At 63.4% G+C, this 19,956-nt stretch carries 17 protein-coding genes; 12 read left to right on the top strand and 5 right to left on the bottom strand.

The genetic code is table 11. The features are described 5' to 3' along the window. Positions 1-225 precede the first annotated feature (225 nt). The 3 genes from map to dapC are packed head-to-tail and all read left to right on the top strand — an operon-like array spanning position 226 to position 4,979. Entirely contained in the window at positions 226-1,008 is a 783-nt protein-coding gene (gene map, locus QQ992_RS06045; RefSeq protein WP_152959005.1) for a type I methionyl aminopeptidase, read from the top strand. Positions 1,009-1,049: 41 nt separating this feature from the next. Next, positions 1,050-3,752, top strand: coding sequence for a [protein-PII] uridylyltransferase (locus QQ992_RS06040; protein ID WP_286112610.1), 2,703 nt, complete (start codon positions 1,050-1,052; stop codon positions 3,750-3,752). 30 nt (positions 3,753-3,782) lie between these two features. Then, positions 3,783-4,979, top strand: coding sequence for a succinyldiaminopimelate transaminase (dapC, locus tag QQ992_RS06035; protein ID WP_286112608.1), 1,197 nt, complete (start codon positions 3,783-3,785; stop codon positions 4,977-4,979). A 118-nt stretch (positions 4,980-5,097) separates the two neighbouring features. On the opposite strand, the gene QQ992_RS06030 is transcribed toward dapC, so the two are convergent. The 3 genes from QQ992_RS06030 to QQ992_RS06020 all read right to left on the bottom strand — a co-directional run bounded on the left by QQ992_RS06030 (position 5,098) and on the right by QQ992_RS06020 (position 7,619). Beyond that, on the bottom strand, positions 5,098-6,744 hold the full coding sequence (locus QQ992_RS06030; protein WP_286112607.1) for a Na+/H+ antiporter: 1,647 nt from the start codon (positions 6,742-6,744) through the stop codon (positions 5,098-5,100). Between the two features lie 192 nt (positions 6,745-6,936). After that, the gene (locus QQ992_RS06025) at positions 6,937-7,251 is read right to left on the bottom strand and encodes a helix-turn-helix domain-containing protein (RefSeq protein WP_119371100.1); all 315 of its coding nucleotides are present in this window, start codon (positions 7,249-7,251) and stop codon (positions 6,937-6,939) included. Further along, entirely contained in the window at positions 7,248-7,619 is a 372-nt protein-coding gene (locus QQ992_RS06020) for a toxin (RefSeq protein WP_119371266.1), read from the bottom strand. Before QQ992_RS06020 ends, QQ992_RS06025 begins: the two co-directional genes overlap by 4 nt. Before the next feature lie 169 nt (positions 7,620-7,788). Here QQ992_RS06020 and QQ992_RS06015 point away from each other — a divergent pair, with 169 nt between their 5' ends. The 4 genes from QQ992_RS06015 to QQ992_RS06000 all read left to right on the top strand — a co-directional run bounded on the left by QQ992_RS06015 (position 7,789) and on the right by QQ992_RS06000 (position 10,896). Next, a complete protein-coding gene (locus QQ992_RS06015) occupies positions 7,789-8,136 on the top strand; it encodes an ArsC family reductase (RefSeq protein WP_028699979.1) in 348 nt (115 codons plus the stop codon). A gap of 31 nt (positions 8,137-8,167) precedes the next feature. After that, positions 8,168-9,202: a 2,3,4,5-tetrahydropyridine-2,6-dicarboxylate N-succinyltransferase gene (dapD, locus tag QQ992_RS06010; protein ID WP_060497332.1), complete on the top strand. Its 1,035-nt coding sequence runs from the start codon at positions 8,168-8,170 to the stop codon at positions 9,200-9,202. Between the two features lie 81 nt (positions 9,203-9,283). Continuing rightward, positions 9,284-10,489: a cysteine desulfurase gene (locus QQ992_RS06005; protein WP_286112605.1), complete on the top strand. Its 1,206-nt coding sequence runs from the start codon at positions 9,284-9,286 to the stop codon at positions 10,487-10,489. After that, positions 10,486-10,896: a SufE family protein gene (locus QQ992_RS06000; RefSeq protein ID WP_286112603.1), complete on the top strand. Its 411-nt coding sequence runs from the start codon at positions 10,486-10,488 to the stop codon at positions 10,894-10,896. The genes QQ992_RS06005 and QQ992_RS06000 overlap by 4 nt, the downstream gene beginning before the upstream one ends. 49 nt (positions 10,897-10,945) lie before the next feature. Here QQ992_RS06000 and tcdA read toward each other — a convergent pair whose 3' ends face one another. Continuing rightward, on the bottom strand, positions 10,946-11,755 hold the full coding sequence (gene tcdA, locus QQ992_RS05995; protein ID WP_177410277.1) for a tRNA cyclic N6-threonylcarbamoyladenosine(37) synthase TcdA: 810 nt from the start codon (positions 11,753-11,755) through the stop codon (positions 10,946-10,948). Between the two features lie 119 nt (positions 11,756-11,874). On the opposite strand from tcdA, the gene QQ992_RS05990 reads away from it, so the two are divergent. The 4 genes from QQ992_RS05990 to QQ992_RS05975 all read left to right on the top strand — a co-directional run bounded on the left by QQ992_RS05990 (position 11,875) and on the right by QQ992_RS05975 (position 16,922). Beyond that, the gene (locus tag QQ992_RS05990) at positions 11,875-14,466 is read left to right on the top strand and encodes a glycosyltransferase (RefSeq protein WP_286112601.1); all 2,592 of its coding nucleotides are present in this window, start codon (positions 11,875-11,877) and stop codon (positions 14,464-14,466) included. A gap of 97 nt (positions 14,467-14,563) precedes the next feature. After that, the gene (gene dapE / locus QQ992_RS05985; protein WP_286112599.1) at positions 14,564-15,715 is read left to right on the top strand and encodes a succinyl-diaminopimelate desuccinylase; all 1,152 of its coding nucleotides are present in this window, start codon (positions 14,564-14,566) and stop codon (positions 15,713-15,715) included. Then, on the top strand, positions 15,715-16,527 hold the full coding sequence (locus QQ992_RS05980; RefSeq protein ID WP_286112598.1) for a putative RNA methyltransferase: 813 nt from the start codon (positions 15,715-15,717) through the stop codon (positions 16,525-16,527). Before dapE ends, QQ992_RS05980 begins: the two co-directional genes overlap by 1 nt. A gap of 17 nt (positions 16,528-16,544) precedes the next feature. Further along, positions 16,545-16,922: a hypothetical protein gene (locus tag QQ992_RS05975; RefSeq protein ID WP_016712948.1), complete on the top strand. Its 378-nt coding sequence runs from the start codon at positions 16,545-16,547 to the stop codon at positions 16,920-16,922. A 90-nt stretch (positions 16,923-17,012) separates the two neighbouring features. Here the strand turns inward: QQ992_RS05975 and QQ992_RS05970 are convergent, their stop codons facing one another. After that, the gene (locus QQ992_RS05970) at positions 17,013-17,222 is read right to left on the bottom strand and encodes a cold-shock protein (RefSeq protein WP_003252255.1); all 210 of its coding nucleotides are present in this window, start codon (positions 17,220-17,222) and stop codon (positions 17,013-17,015) included. A gap of 232 nt (positions 17,223-17,454) precedes the next feature. Here QQ992_RS05970 and plsB point away from each other — a divergent pair, with 232 nt between their 5' ends. Then, positions 17,455-19,941, top strand: a complete 2,487-nt coding sequence (gene plsB, locus QQ992_RS05965; RefSeq protein ID WP_286112597.1) for a glycerol-3-phosphate 1-O-acyltransferase PlsB — start codon at positions 17,455-17,457, stop codon at positions 19,939-19,941. Positions 19,942-19,956: the final 15 nt, after the last annotated feature.

Below are 19,956 nucleotides of genomic sequence, written 5' to 3'. Positions count from 1 at the left end.
TCGTCCCCGAAAGCGGCGCATTTTATACCACAGACCGCGGCCGAACGGAACCCGGATACTGTTGCGTCCGTCAGCGGCTTTTGCAGCACCTGCGCTTTCGCGCCAGAATGCCAGCTATAGACAGCAGCCTGGCCGCCTTTATCCCGACCGATCGGCGCCTTGCTCTGCTAGAATCCGGCCTTTCCCGTTTGTTCGCGCCGTATACGGCGCCGTAGAGAGCCTGTAATGACCGTCACCATCAAGACCGCAGAAGACATCGAAAAGATGCGCATCGCTGGCCGCCTGGCCGCCGACGTGCTGGAAATGATCGAAGAACACGTCAAGCCTGGTATCACCACCGAAGAACTTGACCGCCTGTGCCACGACTATATCGTCAACGTCCAGCAGGCCATCCCGGCACCGCTCAACTACAAGGGCTACCCGAAGTCGATCTGCACCTCGATCAACCATGTGGTCTGCCACGGCATCCCCAACGACAAGCCGCTCAAGGACGGTGACACGCTGAACATCGACGTCACCGTGATCAAGGACGGCTACCACGGCGACACCAGCCGCATGTTCCACGTCGGCACCGTGCCGGTATGGGCCGAACGCCTGTCCAAGGTGACCCAGGAGTGCATGTACAAGGCCATCGAGCTGGTCAAGCCGGGCTGCCGCCTGGGCGACATCGGTGAAGTGATCCAGAAGCACGCGGAAAAGAACGGCTTCTCGGTGGTGCGCGAGTTTTGCGGTCACGGCATCGGCAAGGTGTTCCACGAAGAGCCGCAGATCCTGCACTACGGCCGTGCGGGCACCGGCATGGAACTGAAAGAAGGCATGACCTTCACCATCGAGCCGATGATCAACCAGGGCAAGGCCGACACCAAGGTACTGGGCGATGGCTGGACCGCCATCACCAAGGACCGCAAGCTCTCGGCCCAATGGGAACACACCCTGGTGGTGACCGCGACCGGCTACGAGATCTTCACCCTGCGCAAGGACGACACCATCCCGCGCACCTCGGCCTGACCGTACTCCGACAGGCCACCCCACGACAGGAACGTGACGCGATGCCCCAGGTGGATCCCGAGCTGTTCGACCGCGGCCAGTTCCAGGCGGAACTGGCCCTCAAGGCGAGCCCTATCGCCGCCTTCAAGAAAGCCATCCGCCTGGCCGGCGAGGTGCTCGACAAGCGTTTTCGCGCGGGCGGCGAAATCCGCCCACTGATCGAAGCCCGCGCCTGGCTCGTGGACAATATCCTGCAACAGGCGTGGAACCAGTTCGACTGGGGCGACCACAGCGGCATCGCCCTGGTTGCGGTGGGCGGCTACGGGCGCGGTGAACTGCACCCGCATTCGGACATCGACCTGCTGATCTTGCTGGGCGCCGCCGAGCACGAGCAGTACCGCGATGCCATCGAACGTTTTCTCACTTTGCTGTGGGACATCGGCCTGGAAGTGGGCCAGAGCGTGCGCACCGTCGACGAGTGTGCCGAGCAGGCCCGCGCCGACCTGACGGTCATCACCAACCTGATGGAAAGCCGCACCATTGCCGGCCCCGAGGCCTTACGCCAGCGCATGCTGGAGGTAACCAGCACCGCGCACATGTGGCCGAGCAAGGAATTTTTCCTCGCCAAGCGCGCCGAACTCAAGGCCCGCCACCACAAGTACAACGACACCGAGTACAACCTCGAACCCAACGTCAAGGGCTCACCAGGCGGCCTGCGCGACATCCAGACAGTACTGTGGGTGGCGCGCCGCCAGTACGGCACCCTGAACCTGCATGCACTGGCTGGCGAAGGCTTTTTGCTGGAAAGCGAGAACGAGCTGCTGGCCTCCTCCCAGGACTTTCTGTGGAAGGTGCGCTACGCCCTGCACATGCTGGCCGGGCGCGCCGAGGACCGGCTGCTGTTCGATCATCAGCGCAGCCTGGCCGCACTGCTGGGATACAGCGACGAAAACCCCAAGCGGGCAATCGAGCAGTTCATGCAGCAGTACTACCGGGTGGTGATGAGCATCAGCCAGCTGTGCGACCTGATCATCCAGCATTTCGAGGAAGTGATCCTCGCCGACGACGACAGCGGCACCACCCAGCCGCTGAATGCGCGGTTCCGCCTGCATGATGGCTATATCGAGGCCACCCACGCGAACGTGTTCAAGCGCACGCCGTTCGCCATGCTGGAAATCTTCGTGCTGATGGCCCAGCACCCGGAAATCAAAGGCGTGCGTGCCGATACCGTGCGCCTGCTGCGCGAGCACCGGCACCTGATCGATGACACGTTCCGCACCGACATCCGCAACACCAGCCTGTTCATCGAGCTGTTCAAGTGCGAAATCGGTATCCACCGCAACCTGCGACGGATGAACCGCTACGGCATCCTTGGCCGCTACCTGCCAGAATTCGGGCTGATTGTCGGGCAGATGCAGCATGACCTGTTCCACATCTATACGGTCGATGCGCACACCCTCAACCTCATCAAGCACCTGCGCAAGCTGCAATACACGCCGGTGTCCGAGAAATTCCCGCTGGCCAGCAAGCTCATGGGCCGCCTGCCCAAACCCGAGCTGATCTACCTGGCTGGCCTGTACCACGACATCGGCAAGGGCCGCCAAGGCGACCACTCCGACCTCGGCGCAGTGGATGCGAAGAAGTTCTGCGAGCGCCACCAGTTGCCGGCCTGGGACAGCCGCCTGATCGTCTGGCTGGTGCAGAACCACCTGGTCATGTCGACCACTGCCCAGCGCAAGGACCTGTCCGACCCGCAGGTGATCAACGACTTTGCCCTGCACGTGGGTGACGAGACACGCCTGGACTACCTCTATGTGCTGACCGTGGCCGACATCAACGCCACCAACCCCAGCCTGTGGAACTCCTGGCGGGCCAGCCTGCTGCGCCAGCTGTATACCGAGACCAAGCGCGCCCTGCGCCGGGGCCTGGAAAACCCGCTGGACCGCGAAGAGCAAATTCGCCAGACACAATCTGCAGCGCTGGATATCCTGGTGCGCGAAGGCACCGACCCGGACGACGTCGAGCAGCTGTGGTCGCAACTGGGCGATGACTACTTCCTCAAGCACAACGCCGCCGACGTGGCCTGGCACAGTGACGCGATTCTGCAGCAACCCGCCGATGGCGGGCCGCTGGTGCTGATCAAGGAAACCACCCAGCGCGAGTTCGAGGGCGGCACGCAGATCTTCATCTATGCCCCCGACCAGCATGATTTCTTCGCCGTGACGGTGGCCGCCATGTCGCAGCTGAACCTGAACATTCATGACGCGCGGATCATCACGTCGAGCAGCCAGTTCACCCTCGACACCTACATTGTGCTGGATAACGACGGCGGCTCGATCGGCGACAACCCGCAGCGGGTCAAACAGATTCGCGACGGCCTGACCGAAGCACTGCGCAACCCCGAGGACTACCCGACCATCATCCAGCGCCGGGTACCGCGCCAGCTCAAGCACTTCGACTTCCCGCCGCAGGTGACCATCCTCAACGATGCCCAGCGCCCGGTGACCATCCTCGAAATCACGGCGCCCGATCGCCCGGGGCTACTGGCCCGGCTTGGGCGGATTTTCCTGGAGTTCGACCTGTCGCTGCAGAACGCCAAGATCGCCACCCTCGGCGAACGGGTGGAAGACGTGTTCTTCATCACCGATGCCGACAACCAGCCGCTGTCCGACCCGCAGCTGTGCAGCCGCCTGCAGGAAGCCATCGTGCAGCAACTGCAGGCCGGCCAAGGTAGCGACGCCAGCCCGACCCGCGTGACCTTTTAACGATTAGACGATTGACGAGACCTTGCGCCGATGAACCATGCCTTGACCCAGCTTCAGCCCTACCCCTTCGAAAAGCTCCGCGCCCTGCTGGGCAGCGTGAAGCCTGCGGCGGACAAACGCGCCATCGCCCTGTCGATCGGTGAGCCGAAGCACGAATCGCCGGCGTTCGTCGCCCAGGCCATGGCCGACAACCTCGACAAGCTGGCGGTATACCCTAGCACCATCGGCCTGCCGGCACTGCGCCAGGCGATTGGCCAATGGTGCGAACGGCGCTTTGGCGTGCCCGCCGGCTGGCTGGACGCCGACCGCCACATCCTGCCGGTCAACGGTACCCGCGAAGCGCTGTTCGCCTTCACCCAGGCCGTGGTCAACCGCGCCGATGATGGCCTGGTGGTCAGCCCCAACCCGTTCTACCAGATCTACGAAGGCGCAGCGCTGCTGGCCGGGGCCACCCCGCACTACCTGCCGTGCCTGGAAAGCAACGGCTTCAACCCCGACTTCGACGCGGTGCCGGCCGAAGTGTGGAAACGTTGCCAGATCCTGTTCCTGTGCTCGCCAGGCAACCCCACTGGCGCGCTGGTGCCGATGGATACCTTGAAGAAGCTGATCGCCCTGGCTGACGAGCACGACTTCGTGATCGCTGCCGACGAATGCTACAGCGAGCTGTACTTCGACGAAGACGCGCCGCCTCCAGGCCTGCTGACCGCCTGCGCCGAACTGGGCCGCAGTGATTTCAAACGTTGCGTGGTGTTCCACAGCCTGTCCAAGCGCTCCAACCTGCCGGGCCTGCGTTCGGGCTTCGTGGCGGGCGACGCCGAGATCATCAAGCCGTTCCTGCTGTACCGCACCTACCACGGCTGCGCCATGCCGTTGCAAACCCAGCTGGCCAGCATTGCCGCCTGGCAGGACGAGGCGCATGTGCGCGAGAACCGCGACCAGTACCGCGCCAAGTACGATGCCGTGCTGGACATTCTGCAGCCGGTGCTGGACGTGCAGCGCCCGGACGGCAGCTTCTACCTGTGGGCCAAGGTGCCGGGTGACGATGCCGAATTCACCCGCGATCTGTTCGAAGCCCAACATGTGACGGTGGTGCCGGGGTCGTACCTGTCGCGTGAAGTAGACGGCGTGAATCCGGGTGCGGGGCGCGTGCGTATGGCGCTGGTTGCGCCGCTGGCTGAATGTATCGAGGCGGCGGAGCGGATTCGCGCTTTCCTGCAAAGCCGCTGATTGGACTGGGGGCGCTTCGCGCCCCTTTCGCGACACAAGGCCGCTCCTACAGGGGAACGCGCGCTCCTGTAGGAGCGGCCTTGTGTCGCGAAAGGGCCGCAAAGCGGCCCCCTGCGGTCTATCTGACTTGCCCCAGGTTCGCCTCGCTCATATCCAGCTCCCCCAGCACCTGACGCACCACCTCATCCCCCACCTCATGCTGGCGATGCAGGTTATACAGCTCCAGCCGCTGCGCCCTCAGCGCACGCAAGCGCAAACGCCGCTCCAGCAAGTCCATCTGTTCGGCCAGCGCCTTGGCCTCGGCACTGTCGTTATAGCTGTCCAGCTCATCCCGGTATTCCGCCATCAACCGCGCCTTCAGCTCGGTCGCCAGGGTCGCCTGCGCGGCGTCCTGCGGGGCATTGCTGTCAATGACCTCCTCAGCCTCCAGGGCGTGGATCGCCGCCTCGGCCGTACGCCGCCAGGCCTCCTGCACCTCCTGGTGCAAGCGCTCGTCTGCGCTCTTGGTTACCCCGCGCAACAAGAACGGCAGCGCAATGCAGGCGCTTATCAGCGACAACAGGATCACCCCTGCGGCAATGAAGATCAGCAAGTCACGTTCCGGGAAAGCCTTGCCTGCCCCAATCAACAACGGAATAGACATCACACCGGCCAAGGTAACAGCACCGCGAACGCCACCCAGCGTCAGCAACCAGCAGGAGCGCGCCGTGGGCATCAGCACCAGCGCGGGCTTGCCGCGCCAGCGGCGGACCACGCCGATCGACCGCCAGATGCTCTGTACCCAGATGAACCGCAGCAAGATCAGCGCAGCAAAGATCGCCACTACGTCCAGGCAACGGTAGGCCAGGGTCGGCCAAACAGTGGGTTCGTGGCTGACCACGGCCTTGATGATGTCCGGCAATTGCAGGCCCAGCAGCAGGAAGATCAGCCCATTGAAAGCAAACTCCAGCAGTGACCACACACTGCGGTTGAGCAGCCGCGTGCTGGTCTGCCGTGGCAACAGGTCGAGCCAGCTTTGCATCATGCCGGCCGCCACCGCCGAAAGGATGCCCGATACGCCTAGGCGCTCAGCCAATACATAGGCGGCGAACGGCAGCAGCAACATGAACACGACGTGGGTGGCCGGGTCATCCCAGCCGCGGGCGATCATCCACGCTCGTAGCCGGCCGATCAGCCAGCTCAGGGCGACACCCACCGCCAGGCCGCCCAACGCCACCAGAGCGAAGGTGAAGCTCGCATCAGCCAGCGAGAACACCCCGGTGATTGCCGCCACCAGGGCAAACTTGAAGGTCACCAGGCCAGACGCATCGTTCATCAGCGCCTCGCCTTGCAGCATGTGCATCAGCGGAGTGGGCAGACGGTCCTGGGTGATGGCCGACACTGCCACCGCATCAGTGGGTGACAGTACCGCCGCCAGGGCAAAGGCCACCGGCAGCGGGATGCTCGGCAACAGCCAGTGAATGAAGTAACCGGCTCCGACCACGGTGAACAGCACCAACCCTACAGCCAATGCCACCACCGGCCCGCGGATTCGCCACAACTCACGCTTGGGGATGCGCCAGCCGTCGGCAAACAGCAGCGGCGGCAAGAACAGGAACAGGAACAATTCGGGGTCCAGGGCCACATGCAGGCCCAATGTCGGCCAGGCCAGCAAGGCACCGGCGGCAATCTGCACCAACGGCAAGGGCAGCGGCACCATGCGGCCAACCAGCTTCGACAGGCTGACCAGCGTCAGCAGGATGAGGACGGTGTAGGCGGACTGCATCCGGGAAAGCTTCCTTTGTGAACCAGAAACGATAGCAGGGCGAAACATCGCCATTGAAACAATATGTTAGCGGCGACGGGCGGCTTGAGACCGCTGCACGAAAGTCGCAAGGAAACTACGAATATGTAACATGATGAGTCTTCAGATGAAAAAACAAGACCCGCCGAAGCGGGTCCAGGGAAATTCAAATGTTCACACGGCTTCTAGCCGCTCCAGCATATCCGGGTATTTTTCCACCAGCTTGAGCAACATTGCCGCCTGAGGGTTAGGGCTGGCTTTGTCTTGCTCCCAGTTCCTGAGCGTTGCCGCCTTTGTTCTGATGCACCTGGCAAACACCTCCTGCGACATGCGAAGACCTTCACGTATGGCGACAATTTCTTGAGGGGTCACCTTCGGCGCATCCAATACCTTTGCATGATGCTGGCGCAGGGTAATCTTCCCTTCGCGCTGCGCTTTCATCTCTTCGATGCCGTTCATCATCTCGGCAAACAAATCACGCTTTTTCATTCACTACTCCTCTGCTTGACCGATCGCTTCGCTTTACGCGCCTCGACTTCCACAGTGATGGCCTGTTTCAAAGCCCTCTCCTGATCGCAGGTGAGATTCTCAAGTTCATCCTTGTCATAAATCGCGAACATCCACATCTGCCCATCACTGGACAACCAGTAGTAGATGACTCGCAGACCGCCACGCTTTCCCTTGCCACGGCGCCTGTCTCCCCAGCGAAGCTTCCTGAAACCACCCGTGCGCGGCATCACATCACCGCATTCAGGGTTCCTCAGCAATTCCTGCTGCAGGGCTTTGTATTCATCATCGCTCAGGTAATCCGACACGGTAGCGGTGAAGAAGGATGTCTCGAAAAAAATGGCTTCCATGCACAAACCATAAGCAAGTTGCATATATTTTTCAAGCTGCGCTGTCGATCCTCTGTCGGCACTCCAACTGACCGCAAACGTAGCGCTCACAGGTTCGTTCCCGCATAATCCCGCGACTGACATTCGGAAAACGGAGAGATTGGGGCAACCTGTAACCCCAATGCACACAATGACCTACACGCTCTACGGCATCAAAGCTTGTGACACCATGAAAAAGGCGCGTACCTGGCTCGAAGACAAGGCCATCGCCTACGAATTCCACGACTACAAGACCCAAGGCATCGACCGTGACAGCCTGAACCGCTGGTGCGACGAACACGGCTGGGAAGTCATCCTCAACCGTGCTGGCACCACCTTCCGCAAGCTGGACGACACCAGCAAGGCCGACCTCGACCAGGCCAAGGCCGTCGAGCTGATGCTGGCCCAGCCGTCGATGATCAAACGCCCGGTGCTGGACCTTGGCGCGCGTACCCTGGTCGGTTTCAAGCCCGACCTCTACGCCGCTGCCCTGGCCTGAGCCCCTACCCTATTTCGTACGAGGTAATCACATGTCCAATACCCTGTTCAGCCTGGCCTTCGGTGTCGGCTCCCAGAACCGCCAGGGCGCCTGGCTTGAAGTGTTCTACGCACAACCCCTGCTCAACCCGAGCGCCGAACTGGTCGCTGCTGTAGCCCCGGTGCTGGGCTATGAAGGTGGCAACCAGGCCATCGCTTTCAGCAACGCCCAGGCCGCGCAACTGGCCGAAGCCCTGAAAGGCGTTGACGCGGCCCAGGCCGCCCTGCTGACCCGCCTGGCCGAGAGCCACAAACCGCTGGTCGCCACCCTGCTGGCCGAAGACGCTGCCCTGACCTCCACCCCAGAGGCCTACCTGAAGCTGCACCTGCTGTCGCACCGCCTGGTCAAGCCGCACGGTGTAAGCCTGGCCGGTATCTTCCCGCTGCTGCCGAACGTGGCCTGGACCAACCAGGGCGCGGTCGATCTGGCCGAACTGGCCGAGCTGCAACTGGAAGCGCGCCTGAAGGGCGAGCTGCTGGAAGTGTTCTCGGTGGACAAGTTCCCGAAAATGACCGACTACGTGGTCCCTGCCGGCGTGCGTATCGCCGACACCGCCCGTGTGCGCCTGGGCGCCTACATCGGCGAAGGCACCACCATCATGCACGAAGGCTTCGTCAACTTTAACGCTGGCACCGAAGGCCCTGGCATGATCGAAGGCCGCGTATCCGCTGGCGTATTCGTTGGCAAGGGCTCGGACCTGGGTGGCGGCTGCTCGACCATGGGCACCCTGTCCGGTGGCGGCAACATCGTCATCAAGGTGGGTGAAGGCTGCCTGATCGGCGCCAACGCCGGTATCGGCATTCCGCTGGGCGACCGCAACACCGTCGAAGCCGGCCTTTACATCACTGCGGGCACCAAGGTGAACCTGCTGGACGAGAACAACGAGCTGGTCAAAGTGGTCAAGGCCCGCGACCTGGCTGGCCAGACCGACCTGCTGTTCCGCCGCAACTCGCTGAACGGCGCCGTGGAGTGCAAGACCCACAAGTCGGCCATCGAGCTGAACGAAGCGCTGCACGCCCACAACTGAGAACCTTCCCGGGTTTGAGGTGTTAAGATCGGGTCTGGCGCCACCGCGCCAGACCCGATTTTCATTCCAGGCCCCGTGAACATGTTCCAGCCCTCCCCCTGGCGTGCCGACTTCCCCGCCATCGCCGCCCTGCAACGGCAGCACCAGACCTACCTGGACAGTGCCGCCACCACCCAGAAGCCGCAAGCCCTGCTTGACGCCCTGAGCCATTATTACGGCCATGGCGCGGCGAACGTGCACCGTGCCCAGCACTTGCCCGGCGCACTGGCAACCCAGGCGTTCGAGACCAGCCGCGACAAGGTCGCCGCCTGGCTGAATGCCGCAGACTCCCGGCACATCGTGTTCACCCACGGCGCCACCTCGGCGCTGAACCTTCTGGCCTACGGCCTGGAACACCGCTTCGAAGCCGGTGACGAAATCGCCGTCAGCGCGCTGGAGCACCATGCCAACCTGCTGCCCTGGCAACAGCTGGCGCACCGGCGCAACCTGCGCCTGGTGGTGCTGCCGCTGGATGCCCACGGCCGCATCGACCTGGACCAGGCGCTGCAACTGATCGGCCCCCGCACCCGGGTGCTGGCGGTCAGCCAGCTGTCCAACGTGCTGGGCACCTGGCAGCCGCTGCCGGCGCTACTGGCCCATGCCCGCGCCCAGGGCACACTGACCGTGGTCGACGGTGCCCAGGGCGTGGTGCATGGTCGCCATGATGTGCAGCACCTGGGTTGCGACTTCTATGTGTTCTCCAGCCACAAGCTGTATGGCCCGGACGGGGTTGGCGTGCTGTATGGCCGCCCTCACGCGCTGGAACTGTTGCGCCACTGGCAGTTCGGGGGCGAGATGGTGCAACTGGCCGAGTACCAGAGCGCCAGCTTCCGCCCGGCCCCGCTGGGGTTCGAGGCGGGAACGCCGCCAATCGCCGGGGTGATCGGCCTGGGCGCAACCCTGGACTACCTGGCCAGCCTCGACGCCCAGGCGCTCGAAGCCCATGAAACCAGCCTGCACCAGCACCTGCTCCGTGGGCTGGCCGACCGCGAGGGCGTGCGGGTGCTCGGTGCGCCACAGGCGGCCTTGGCCAGCTTCGTCATCGAGGGGGTGCACAATGCCGATATCGCCCACCTGCTCACCGAGCAAGGCATTGCCGTACGAGCCGGGCACCATTGCGCCATGCCACTGCTGAAAGGCTTGGGCCTTGAAGGCGCAATTCGAGTGTCGCTGGGCTTGTACAACGACAGCGATGACCTTCAGCGCTTCTTCGCTGCGCTCGATCAGGGCCTGGAGCTGCTGCGATGAGCATGCCGGAGCAAGCACTTCAGGCGCTGGAGGCTTTTGAACAGGGCAAGGGTTGGGAACAGCGGGCGCGGCTGCTGATGCAGTGGGGAGAGCGGCTGGAACCGCTGGATGATGCCGAGAAGACCGACGCCAACCGGGTGCATGGCTGCGAAAGCCTGGTTTGGCTGGTGGCCGAGCACGTTGACGGGCTTTGGCGGTTCAAGGCCACCAGCGATGCACGCTTGTTGCGTGGGCTGCTGGCCTTGTTGCTGGTGAGGGTTCAGGGTTTGGCCAGTGAAGAACTGGCCGGGCTGGACCTGCGTGAGTGGTTTACGCAGCTGGGGCTGGAGCGTCAGCTGTCGCCATCGCGCAGTAATGGGCTGCATGCTGTGTTACAGCGGATGGCAGAGTTGGCCTCCAACCGCTAAATCCAAGGCATACGCTGCACCCTGTAGGAGCGAGTCGGCTTGAAAGTATTTACTCAGGTTTGACCCGCTCCGAAGGCCGCCGCGCGCCGGCCACCAGCTTCTCGATCGCCTTGCTCGCCGCCACCATGCCAAAGGTCGCGGTCACCATCATCACCGCGCCAAAACCTCCCGAGCAATCCAGCCGCACCCCCTCCCCCACGAAACTCTTCTGCAAGCAAACACTGCCATCACCCTTGGGGTAGCGCAGCTGCTCGCTGGAGAACACGCACGGCACGCCATAGTTGCGGCTGACATTGCGCGAGAAGTTGTAATCGCGACGCAAGGTGGAACGCACCCGCGAAGCCAGCGGGTCGTTGAAGGTCTTGTTCAGGTCGGCAATCTGGATTTGCGTGGGGTCGATCTGCCCACCGGCACCACCGGTGGTGACGATGGCGATCTTGCGCCGACGGCACCAGGCGATCAGCGCCGCCTTGGCCATGACGCTGTCGATGCAGTCGATCACGCAGTCGAGGTTTTCGGTAATGTACTCGACCATGGTCTCGCGGGTAACGAAGTCGGCCACCGCATGCACCGTGCACGCCGGGTTGATCGCCCGCAGGCGCTCGGCCATGACCTCGACCTTGGGCCGCCCCACCTGGCCTTCCAGGGCATGGGCCTGGCGGTTGGTGTTGCTGACGCACACATCGTCCAGGTCGAACAGGGTGATTTCGCCCACGCCGCTACGGGCCAGCGCTTCAGCCACCCACGAGCCTACCCCGCCAATCCCGACCACAGCCACATGGGCCTGGCCCAGGCGCTGCAGCCCTTGGTCGCCGTATAACCGGGCAACGCCGGCGAAGCGTGGATCTTCTGTGCTCATCTTCATACCCCAAAAAACCGGCGCGCATTATATGCCAGCCGGCCCATGGCCTGCATCGTTAGGAAAGACACTGCCAACCCTGCTTTAATGTCCTATCACTTCGACACAAATGGACGACAATGTCTTCACGTAAATTCGGCCTGAACCTGGTCGTGGTCCTGGCCATCGCCGCGTTGTTCACCGGGTTCTGGGCACTGATCAACCGCCCGGTTTCCGCACCCGCCTGGCCAGAGCAGATCTCTGGCTTTTCGTATTCGCCGTTCCGCCTGGGTGAAAGCCCGCAAAAAGGCCAGTACCCCACTGACGACGAGATGCGCCAGGACCTGGAGCAGTTGAGCAAACTGACCGACAGCATCCGCATCTACACCGTAGAAGGCACCCAGGCCGACATCCCGCGCCTGGCCGAGGAATTCGGCCTGCGGGTAACGCTGGGCATCTGGATCAGCCCGGACCTGGAGCGCAACGAGCGCGAAATCGCCACCGCCATCCAGTTGGCCAACACCTCGCGCAGCGTCGTGCGGGTCGTGGTCGGCAACGAGGCGCTGTTCCGTGAAGAGGTTACCCCGGAAAACCTGATCAAGTACCTGGACCGCGTGCGTGCAGCTGTGAAGGTGCCCGTGACCACCAGTGAGCAATGGCACATCTGGAAGGAAAACCCGGAAATTGCCAAGCACGTCGACCTGATTGCTGCGCACATCCTGCCCTACTGGGAGTTCGTGCCGATGAAGGATTCGGTCGAGTTCGTGCTCGACCGTGCCCGTGAACTGCGGCACCAGTTCCCGCGTAAACCCCTGCTGCTGTCAGAGGTCGGCTGGCCGAGCAACGGCCGCATGCGCGGGGGTGCCGATGCCACCCAGGCCGACCAGGCCATCTACCTGCGTACCCTGGTCAACACCCTCAACCGCCGTGGCTACAACTACTTCGTCATCGAAGCCTATGACCAGCCGTGGAAGGCCAGCGATGAAGGCTCGGTAGGCGCCTACTGGGGCGTGTACAACGCCGAGCGCCAGCAAAAGTTCAACTTCGACGGCCCGGTGGTGGCGATCCCGCAGTGGCGTGCTTTGGCCGTGGCGTCGGTCGTGCTGGCCATGATCGCCCTGATGGTGCTGTTCATCGACGGCTCGGCCCTGCGCCAGCGCGGCCGCACCTTCCTTACTTTCATCACCTTCCTGTGCGGGTCGGTGCTGGTGTGGATCGCCTACGACTACAGCCAGCAATACAGCACCTGGTTCAGCCTGACCGTGGGCGTGCTGCTGGCCCTTGGCGCGCTGGGCGTTTTCATCGTGCTGCTGACCGAAGCCCACGAGCTGGCCGAGGCGGTATGGATACACAAGCGCCGCCGCGAGTTCCTGCCGGTGCAGGCCGACAGCGCTTACCGGCCCAAGGTGTCGGTGCATGTGCCGTGCTACAACGAGCCGCCCGAGATGGTTAAGCAGACCCTCGATGCCTTGGCCGCACTGGACTACCCCGACTACGAAGTGCTGGTGATCGATAACAACACCAAGGACCCTGCCGTGTGGGAGCCGCTAAAGGCCCACTGCGAGAAGCTCGGCGAGCGTTTCAAGTTCTTCCACGTCGCGCCCCTGGCCGGTTTCAAGGGGGGCGCGCTGAACTACCTGATCCCGCACACCGCCAAGGACGCCGAAGTGATCGCGGTGATCGACTCGGACTACTGCGTCGACCGCAACTGGCTCAAGCACATGGTGCCGCACTTCGCCGACCCGAAAATTGCCGTGGTGCAGTCGCCGCAGGACTACCGCGACCAGCACGAAAGCGCGTTCAAGAAGCTGTGCTACAGCGAATACAAAGGCTTTTTCCACATTGGCATGGTCACCCGCAACGACCGTGACGCGATCATCCAGCACGGCACCATGACCATGACCCGGCGCACGGTGCTGGAAGAGCTGGGCTGGGCCGAATGGTGCATCTGCGAAGACGCCGAACTGGGCCTGCGCGTATTCGAAAAAGGCCTGTCGGCGGCCTACGCCCACAACAGCTACGGCAAGGGCCTGATGCCTGACACCTTCATCGACTTCAAGAAGCAGCGCTTCCGCTGGGCCTATGGCGCCATCCAGATCATCAAGCACCACGCCAGCGCCCTGCTGCGTGGCAAGGACAGCGAGCTGACCCGCGGCCAGCGTTATCACTTCCTGGCCGGCTGGTTGCCCTGGATTGCCGATGGCATGAACATCTTCTTCACCATTGGCGCGCTGCTGTGGTCGGCGGCGATGATCATCGTCCCGCACCGCGTGGACCCGCCGCTGATGATCTTCGCCATCCCGCCGCTGGCGCTGTTCTTCTTCAAGGTGGGCAAGATCATCTTCCTGTATCGCCGTGCGGTGGGGGTTAACCTCAAGGACGCCTTTGCCGCTGCGCTGGCCGGCCTGGCGCTGTCGCACACCATCGCCAAGGCGGTGCTGTACGGGTTCTTCACCAGCAGCATGCCGTTCTTCCGCACACCGAAGAATGCCGACAGCCATGGGTTGCTGGTGGCACTTTCCGAAGCACGCGAAGAGCTGTTCATCATGTTGCTGCTGTGGGGCGCGGCGTTGGGCATCTACCTGGTGCAGGGGCTGCCGAGCTCAGATATGCGCTTCTGGGTGGCGATGCTGCTGGTGCAGTCGTTGCCGTATGTAGCGGCGTTGGTGATGGCCTTGCTGTCTTCGCTGCCCAAACCGGCAGAAAAGGCCGCAGAACCGCAACAGGCTTGAGACTTGTGGGGCCGCAACGCGGCCCCACCGCCCCCTCAGTTTGATATAAGATAACGCCCCTCAGATTTCCCCGCCTTGCCTTGCCCCGGAGTCCCCCATGACGGCCCCTGCCGAGCTCTCGCCTACCCTTCAACTGGCCTGCGACCTGATCCGTCGCCCCTCGGTCACCCCCGTCGACGCCGATTGCCAGGCGCAGATGATGAACCGCCTGGGCGCCGTGGGCTTCCAGCTGGAGCCGATGCGCATTGAAGACGTCGACAATTTCTGGGCCGCCCATGGCACCCAGGAGGGCCCGGTGCTGTGCTTTGCCGGCCACACCGACGTGGTGCCCACCGGCCCGGTGCAGCAATGGCAGCATGAACCGTTCGAAGCACTGATCGACGCCGACGGCATGCTCTGCGGCCGTGGCGCTGCCGACATGAAGGGCAGCCTGGCCTCCATGGTGATCGCCAGCGAGCGCTTCGTGCACGACTACCCGAACCACCGTGGCAAGGTCGCCTTCCTGATCACCAGCGACGAGGAAGGCCCGGCTCACCACGGCACCAAGGCGGTGGTCGAACGCCTGAAAGCGCGCAACGAACGCCTGGACTGGTGCATCGTCGGCGAACCCTCCAGCACCACCCTGCTGGGTGACGTGGTCAAGAACGGCCGTCGCGGTTCGCTGGGTGCCAAACTGACCGTGCGCGGCAAGCAAGGCCACGTGGCCTACCCGCACCTGGCGCGCAACCCGATCCACCTGGCCGCCCCGGCCCTGGCGGAACTGGCAGCCGAGCACTGGGACGAAGGCAACGCGTTCTTCCCGCCGACCAGCTTCCAGATCTCCAACCTCAATTCCGGCACCGGCGCCACCAACGTGGTCCCGGGCGAGCTGACTGCCCTGTTCAACTTCCGCTTCTCTACCGAGTCCACCGTCGAAGGCCTGCAGGCGCGCGTCTCGGCGATTCTCGACAAGCATGAACTGGACTGGTCGATCGACTGGGCGCTGTCTGGCCTGCCATTCCTCACCGAACCGGGCGAACTGCTGGACGCTGTGGCGGCCAGCATCAAGGGCGTCACCGGCCGCGACACCCAGCCGTCCACCAGCGGCGGTACCTCCGATGGCCGCTTCATCGCCACCATGGGTACGCAGGTGGTCGAGCTGGGCCCGGTCAACGCCACCATTCACCAGGTGGACGAGCGGATTCTGGCCAGCGACCTCGACCTGCTGACCGAAATCTACTACCAGACCCTGGTCCGGTTGCTCGCCTGATGCTCGCCTGCCCCCTTTGCCAGGCGCCGCTGAGCCGGCTCGACAACGGTGTGGTGTGCCCGGCCGGCCACCGCTTCGACCGCGCCCGCCAGGGTTACCTGAACCTGCTGCCGGTACAGCACAAGAACAGCCGCGACCCGGGTGACAACCAGGCCATGGTCGAAGCCCGTCGCGACTTCCTCGATGCCGGGCACTATGCCCCGGTGGCCAGCCGCCTGGCCGAGCTTGCCGCCGAGCGCCAGCCCGGCGCCTGGCTGGACATCGGCTGCGGCGAGGGTTACTACACCGCGCAGATCGCCCAGGCCCTGCCGGCCGCCGACGGTTACGCGCTGGACATTTCCCGCGAGGCGGTCAAGCGTGCCTGCCGTCGTGCACCGGAGGTCACCTGGATGGTTGCCAGCATGGCCCGCGTGCCCTTGGCCGACGCCAGTTGCCAGTTCATCGCCAGCGTATTCAGCCCGCTGGACTGGGCCGAGGCCAAGCGCCTGCTCAGCCCCGGCGGCGGCCTGATGCGGGTCGGCCCTACCAGCGGCCACCTGATGGAACTGCGCGAAGTGCTCTACGATGAAGTACGCCCTTACGCCGACGACAAACACCTGGCCCTGGTCCCCGACGGCATGGCCCATGCCCACAGCGAAACCCTCGAGTTCCGCCTGAGCCTGGCCGAACCCAAGGCCCGCGCCGACCTGCTGGCCATGACCCCGCACGGCTGGCGCGCCAGCGCCGAAAAACGCGCGCTGGTCATCGACCAGGCCGAGCCGTTCGAGGTTACGGTTTCCATGCGTTATGACTATTTCGTGCGCCAAGACTGAGCACACCCGGAGCCCTTATGCGCCAACCTGATATCGAGATCTACCTGAAGGACGCCGACGTCGACCACAAGCAGATTGCCGAGTGGCTCGCCCAGGCAATCGGCCCGTGCAGCGAATGGAAGCAGAAAGGTCATACCTTCAAATGCCAGGCCGGTAACATTCCGGTCACCTGGTTACCCAAGGCTGTAGGGAAATGGAACAGCCTGTACCTGGAAAGCGACCAGACGCCATGGGCTGATGATGTCGCCTGCGCCCGCGCCGCCTTCGCCGCACTGGGTGTGGAAGTGCGCTGCGCGCCGGGTGGCTGGGTAGAGGAAGACGGGGAAGAAGATGCCGACCGCTGGGTCCGCATCAGCGCCGACGGTGAAGAGGAAATCACCTGGCGTACTTCTTGAGCAGCAAGCTTTAAGCTGCAAGCTTCAAGAGGGATCGCATCAGGCTGCAAGTACACGGTCACTTGCAGCTTGAGGCTTACAGCTTGAGGCTCAGAGCCCTACTACGTCTTCGGCTTGCAGGCCTTTCTGGCCCTGCACGCAGGCGTATTCCACGCGCTGCCCTTCGACCAGGGTACGATGCCCCTCACCGCGGATCGCCCGATAGTGGACGAATACATCCGCACCACCTTCGCGCTGAATGAAGCCATAACCCTTGGCATCGTTGAACCACTTTACATTCCCAGTCTCACGAGACGACATCTGAACTACTCCGGATTTTTATTGTGAAGATCGCCTTGTAGGCATGAGCTCACGGCCCCGTGCCAACGCCGCTTGCTGAAATATCCTGCAAGTGGCAGGCCGAGTATATGACACAGAACAAAAAAAATTGATGACGGTCCCGCAGTTGGCCGATTTTTGCTGAACTTACGCCGATACGGCAGACTAATTAGCTGGATACTCACCTGAACATCACACCCAGGGCACACACCCCATGACCCGTTCCCCCCTGCACCGCCTGATCTTCGGCGGCCTGCGTCGCCTGTTGTACCTGTGGGTGCGCTCCGAGACCATCAACCAGTCGTCCATGTCCCTCAACCTCGACCGCAGCCGCCCGGTGTTCTATGCGCTGCCGTCGCCCGCGCTCACCGACCTGGCCGTGCTCGACCACGAATGCACCAAAGCGGGGCTGCCGCGCCCGGTATTGCCGGTAGCCGTGGGCCCACTGCAGGAGCCGGCCGGGTTCTTCTACCTCACCCCCGACCCGGACTGGCTGGGCCGCCAGGACAAACGCGGCGCGCCACCAACGCTTGAACGCCTGGTCGCTGCCGTCACCCAGCATGCCGAGGAAGATGCGCAGATCATTCCCGTCAGCGTGTTCTGGGGCCAGACCCCGGCCAGTGAATCCAGCCCGTGGAAGCTGTTGTTCGCCGACAGCTGGGCGGTTACCGGGCGCCTGCGCCGGCTGCTGACCGTATTGATTCTGGGGCGCAAGACCCGGGTGCAGTTCTCCGCGCCTATCCACCTGCGCGAACTGGTGCAGCACAACAAGGGGCACGAGCGCACCGTGCGCATGGCCCAACGCCTGATGCGCGTGCATTTTCGCAACCTCAAGACGGCGGTCATCGGCCCGGACATCTCGCACCGGCGCAACCTGGTCAAAGGCCTGGTGCACGCACCGCAAGTGCGCCAGGCCATCGTCGACGAGGCACAGCGCGAAAACCTGCCGCTGGCCAAGGCCGAAGCCCAGGCGCTGCGCTATGGCAACGAGATCGCCTCGGACTACACCTACACCGCCATCCGCTTCCTCGAAGTGGTGCTGAGCTGGTTCTGGAACAAGATCTACGACGGCATCAAGGTCAACCACATCGAGCACGTGCAGGGCATCGCCCCCGGCCACGAAGTGATCTACGTGCCGTGCCACCGCAGCCACATCGACTACCTGCTGCTGTCGTATCTGCTGTTCCGCAACGGCCTCACCCCGCCGCACGTGGCTGCGGGCATCAACCTCAACATGCCGGTAGTGGGCAACCTGCTGCGCCGTGGCGGTGCGTTCTTCATGCGCCGCACGTTCAAGGGCAACCCGTTGTACACCGCCGTGTTCAACGAGTACCTGCACACCCTGTACACCAAGGGCTTCCCGGTCGAGTACTTCGTTGAAGGCGGCCGCTCGCGTACCGGGCGCATGCTGCAACCACGTACCGGGATGCTGGCCATTACCCTGCGCAGTTTCCTGCGCTCGTCGCGCACGCCGATCGTGTTCGTGCCGGTGTACATCGGCTACGAGCGCGTACTCGAAGGCCGCACCTACCTGGGCGAACTGCGCGGCGCCAGCAAGAAGAAGGAGTCGGTGTTCGACATCTTCAAGGTGTTTGGCGCGCTCAAGCAGCGCTTTGGCCAGGTTTACGTCAACTTCGGCGAGCCGATCCGTCTGGCCGGCTTCCTCGACGAACAGCAGCCCGGCTGGCGTGAGCAAGACCATGGCCCGCAGTACCGCCCGGAATGGCTCAGCGCTACCACCACCCGCCTGGGTGAAACCGTGGCCCGTCATCTGAACGAAGCGGCTGCCATCAACCCGGTCAACCTGGTGGCCCTGGCGCTGCTGTCCACCAGCCGCCTGGCCCTGGACGAACGCGCCCTGACCCGCGTACTGGACCTGTACCTGGCCCTGCTGCGCCAAGTGCCCTACTCGCCCCATACCACCCTGCCCGACGGCGACGGCCAGGCGCTGATCGAGCATGTGCGCAGCATGAACCTGGTGGCCGAACAGAAGGACGCCCTAGGCCGCATCCTGTACCTGGATGAAGGCAATGCGGTCCTGATGACCTACTACCGCAACAACGTGCTGCACATCTTCGCCCTGCCGGCGCTGCTGGCCAGCTTCTTCCTCAGCAGCTCGCGCATGAGCCGCGAATTGCTGGGCCAATATGTGCATGCGTTGTACCCGTACCTGCAGGCCGAACTGTTCTTGCGCTGGACGCCAGAGCAGCTGGACGAAGTGATCGACCAATGGCTGGCCGCGCTGGTGGAGCAAGGCCTGCTGCGCCTGGACGGCGATGTTTATGTACGCCCGGCGCCCAGCTCGCGGCAGTTCGTGTTGCTGACCCTGCTCGCCCGCACCATTACCCAGACCCTGCAGCGGTTCTACATGGCCACTTCGCTGCTGCTCAACAACGGGCAGAACAGCCTCAGCGCCGAGGCGCTGGAAGACCTGTGCGTGATGATGGCCCAACGCCTGTCGATCCTGCATGGCCTGAATGCCCCGGAGTTCTTCGACAAAACGCTGTTCCGCCACTTCATCCAGACCCTGCTTGAGCAAGGCGTGCTGCATGCCGACGCTCAAGGCAAGCTGGGTTACCACGACAAGCTCGGCGAACTGGCCGAGGGCGTGGCCAAGCGTGTGTTGTCGGCGGAGCTACGCCTGTCGATCCGCCAAGTGGCCCTGCACCGTGACGATGGCCTGGAAACTTCGACCATCTAACGCTTTATCTGCCGG

It is taken from the genome of Pseudomonas kurunegalensis, assembly GCF_030291635.1.
In the GTDB taxonomy this organism is placed as follows: Bacteria; Pseudomonadota; Gammaproteobacteria; order Pseudomonadales; family Pseudomonadaceae; genus Aquipseudomonas; species Aquipseudomonas monteilii.
Note: the sequence above shows the minus strand (reverse complement) of the source record. Positions and strands in the feature narration are given on the sequence as shown.